Source organism: Niastella sp. (assembly GCF_045805085.1).
Taxonomy (GTDB): domain Bacteria; phylum Bacteroidota; class Bacteroidia; order Chitinophagales; family Chitinophagaceae; genus Niastella.
The window spans coordinates 1-4,274 of sequence record NZ_JBJMLX010000343.1; the positions used below are offsets into that span (position 1 = coordinate 1).

Annotated in this window: 3 protein-coding genes; 1 reads left to right on the forward strand and 2 read right to left on the reverse strand. The window is 44.5% G+C overall.

Annotation, left to right across the window (positions count from 1 at the left end; genetic code table 11):
• Window positions 1–125: 125 nt before the first annotated feature.
• Complete coding sequence (locus ACJ751_RS18030) at window positions 126–317, forward strand: hypothetical protein (protein WP_407746916.1); 192 nt, start codon at window positions 126–128, stop codon at window positions 315–317.
• A gap of 70 nt (window positions 318–387) precedes the next feature.
• On the opposite strand, the gene ACJ751_RS18035 is transcribed toward ACJ751_RS18030, so the two are convergent.
• Window positions 388–1,860: a hypothetical protein gene (locus tag ACJ751_RS18035; RefSeq protein WP_407746917.1), complete on the reverse strand. Its 1,473-nt coding sequence runs from the start codon at window positions 1,858–1,860 to the stop codon at window positions 388–390.
• A gap of 91 nt (window positions 1,861–1,951) precedes the next feature.
• Window positions 1,952–4,033, reverse strand: a complete 2,082-nt coding sequence (locus ACJ751_RS18040; protein WP_407746918.1) for a hypothetical protein — start codon at window positions 4,031–4,033, stop codon at window positions 1,952–1,954.
• Window positions 4,034–4,274 lie beyond the last annotated feature (241 nt).

The following is a 4,274-nucleotide window of genomic DNA, read 5'->3' on the forward strand; positions in this document are numbered from 1 at the left end:
CAGGGCTTTACGGAACAAGCCCAACACCTCCAAAGCAGGCTGTTCTATCAAACGGTGAAGATCATGTTTGGATAGTAATTTGTTAGTTCGTTCCTGATTTGTAATATGACGAGGCGGGTTGAAAATTGCTAAAACAATCTGTATTTTACTCCACTTCGCCGGTTTTTGTTACTATAAAAGTATTCTCGCCTCAAGGAAAAGAATATGGTCGCGTACGTCAAACAGTTAAAGGAAAGAAAGGCGATGCCTTCTATGTGGATTTTGCATTTGATAGCAGAACCAATATCGATGGTAAAGGAACCATTTCATTTGAATAAAATTGATAAAACTGATAACAAAAAAGCCATCCGCCCGGGCGGATGGCTTTTTTGTTGGCGAACAACCGCTTTATTTTTTCTTCTTTGAATTTGTATTCGCATACTTAGCCGACGAAATAGCGAAACTGAAATCACCGAATATGTTATTGTTGACGGTGTCGTTCGCATACGGCGCTATGCTGCTGAACTTATGGCAGCTAAAACAGGTATTGGAGTTTTGTACATAACTTTCCAACGTTGTATTAGCCACAATAACAACACCGCTTTGCATGGCCGAGGTGTTTAACGGAAATGGCCGTTGTATTGGCTTGGTGGCATCTGGTTGCAGTTGTTGCGACCAAATTACATCTACCAGCTGATAGTATTGAAAGACCGATCTGGAATAAAATTTCCGGATATTATTTTGCATGCTGTCATTGATGGGCACGGCATCTTCGGTATCTATCTTATTAGTGCGGGTAACCTGTATGGGTACGGCGCCCGCCTGTGATAAGTAATAGGGTGGCGCAGTATTGGCAGTACAGATCACTGTTGCAGTGCCGCCGCCAGATAAGGGAACCTGTTGCGTTGTACAATTACTATTATAAAAATTATAACCAAAAGGCGGAGGTGCTTCACCGTCGATGTTTGGTACATTATCTGTTTGTTCAAAGGTGGCCCACACCCAGGTTGGCTGGTTTTGCGTTTTATGCAGGATATGTAATCCAACCAGGGCTACCATGGTTTCCCTTAATTTTTGCGTGGTGGAATCATATACCACTGCTTTGGATAATTTATATCGCTGCCATTTGGGCGACTTGATATTATCTACTTCCATCCAGGCCGCTTTTAATTCTATAGCACCAACCGGCCCATTGTATACCCCGGCAGGAAAATTAAGCGGAATGCCATTTTTTACAGAATCATGCTGGGTGATGGCATTGTAAAAACCAGTCCTGGTTACAAAGTCATAATAGTCTTTATTTAGCATGATCTCATACCACACATTTGTTTTGTTTTGGGCGCCCAGCCAGCTGGGTTTGCCAAAGGGTGCTGCCTGATCCGGGTCTAAACCGCCAATACTATCTCCTTCGGCAAACTTCCTGGTGTATGTTAATAACTTGGTTTGGGTAGGTTTCATCAATAACCTTTGTGATTTGAATTTGGCGGCGTATTGGGGCGAAACAAGGGTGCCCCATTTAGGTGGCGGTACGCCGCCTGGTTGAAACAATACATTTTTGGGCATATAGGTTTCCCAGGTAACGAGTGAATAGTCACCGGGATCGCCAAAATAACCGTTCGGGTTAACCGGCCAGTTCAATGCAATAAATTCCTGCCAGGCAAAACAATCTACCTGCGATTGATTATTGAATGCAGCCAGATCGGCGGGCACCTGGTTGTTGAATGCAATTACAATATTGTACAAAGGAGATTGGGAGTAACAGTTACAGGTAGTTGCCAGCGGTTTTACTGAAACATTCCTGCTATCGGCAATTAAAACCTGACCCAGTACAAAAACAGTAATACAAATAATAAGGATGGCAATGGTGTTGATCTTTTTCATGGTATGTAAATGAGGTAATAGTAATCAGGAAAGAGGCACATATGGTAAGTATGCGCCTCTTGTGTATTAGCTTTGAGGAAACCTGGAAAACTTATTGTACGTCTATTGTTACACTGATAGACCCGATATTATCAGTTAATCCGGCGCCATATTGGCCATTGAGGTCATCATTGATGCATAATTGTATTTCTCCGGTTAATCCTGTGGGAATGGTGGCGCCCATACCAACCAGGAAAACAGTACTGCCTACTTTACCAATAAGCGCGCCTTCGTTTTGTCCCGGCATGGTATAACCCGGTTTGGCTGCAATAAAGGTTGGGTTGCCCGCTGCATTGTATAACTGTCCGCCATTGTCCTGCGGATTGGCGGTCCATAAACCCGACGAATATTTTATGGCGGCCTTATTGTTTGCGGTGAGTATTACCCCGGTATTTTGCCAGGCGATATCAGCCTGTACTGTAACCGGCGATACCAGGAACAATGCAGGCATGGCAGGCTGTGTTGATTGACCAACATTGGTAACAAATACGCCATGTTGACCGGGTTTTGCACTGGCGCCTGTTTTAACAGTAATGTATAAGGCCGTATTGGTGCTTGGCTGACTATTACCAGGAATAGCATAGGTGACATTTTCTTTTACTGCTGTTACGGTTGCAGTAATAGCAGGATCGTCGAATGTTACTGCCGGGTAAGTGGCTGGCTGGCCCTGTTTGGCGGTACAGGTTCCTGCTACCACTACCATTTTCATGGCAACACTTCCAATATTTATAACTGCCGGAACATATGTACTGTTACTTAATAATGGGATGGGGTGGTTCACCGGGTTGGGAACGTTTGTATTATACAGCGTGTCGAAATAATCCTGGTAGAAAAGCTGGAGTGGCTGCGCAAATGTATTCGCAGGGGTAGGAGTGCCTACCGGATCGTACCCATTCGGCATCTTACCTGCATAGGCGCTGGCCACGATCTGCATTTTAAAAGTAGCCGCTATCTGTGACCCCCAGTTGATGTTCTCACCGGAAATAGTAATGTCACTTACTGTATATCCTTTACTGGCCGGCACTTCATACACAGCATGCAGTATAAAATTGCCGGGCAGGGGATTGCCATTCTGGTCGTTCAATGTTTTGCTGCCTCTCTTAATTGTCCAGAAGGCAGACGCATCGGTTCCATCCGGTGTTTTGAAATTCGAAAAGTCGGGCATTTGAATATACAATCCGGGCGGGTCCGCCAGGGTCAGCATCATGCCCTGGGTTACAAAATTATTTACATTGCCACCGATGTTAGGGTCGCTGTTACGGAACCGTTGCCCATACTGGCCCACACAGATCAGGTTATTGAACTGGGATGATGGCCACATGGTGTTATTAGCAGGTGGCGGGTTAAAGCGTTGAATGGTGGAGGAGGTAGCCAGGCCTATTTCTGTTTGCAGCGTGTTAGGGGTACTGGTCAAATGTATGGCGCCGCCTTTTGTTGCATCTGATACGGTTCCTGCGTTCCACTTGTTCAAAGGGTTATATACTGGTTGGTTCGTCAATGGATTGGTAATTCCCGGTACCGACAGATCTGCCAGGGTGATCTGTGGTTTATCTAATATGGTTTGATAGAGTTCCAGCACTTTATTAGGGTCGATCAGCCACAGGGAATTCCAGTATTCGGGGTTCTCACAGGTAAAATCTATGCGGGTGATCTTTCCGGCCGTATTACGGGTAATTGCCCATTCACAATATTCATCCTGCCAGCCCCGGGGACCATAGGGGAAATAGGCTACCTGTTGTCCATCTGTAGTGCAGGGACTATTTGATATCTGACCGGATATTTGTCCGGTATCGGCCATTTGATTTAACTGGTCCTGTGTGGCATTGGGAAAATTATAAGCCAGTCTGCCCGGATAGGCGCCCCATTTAATATTGGCTGCGTTCGACGGCGGGTTGTTGTCGATCGGGTTATAGTAATTGGTAGTAGGAGGAGTGTTGGTAGCGTTCCACGGATTATTTAACATACCCTGTTGAATGAATCCATCCAGGTTGTTACTCCATAAATTATTCATTGCTTTTTGCTTGATGGGATCATCGGTAAAGTCCTGAATACCGGCAGGCGTTCTGAATTGAAATCCCGAAGCGGTTGATGCAATTTTTTGACTGGATTGCTGAACTTTTGAAGATTTTTCCATTGGTTTAACTTTATGTGGTTATGCAATAAAAGGCAGTTCTCTCTTGCGAAAGAATTAAATACTTGGCGCCATAAATAAATGCTATGCAGGCTTGTAACAGCGATCCCTTTCGGGTATGCAATTGATTGAGGCTGTAAGAAGGTGTTGTTAGATCGAAAGCGTTACAAAGAAATAACTTAAATCAGTTAAATAAAAGGTGAAAAACACCTTTTTTGTTAACGGGCAGAAACCTTATATTCTA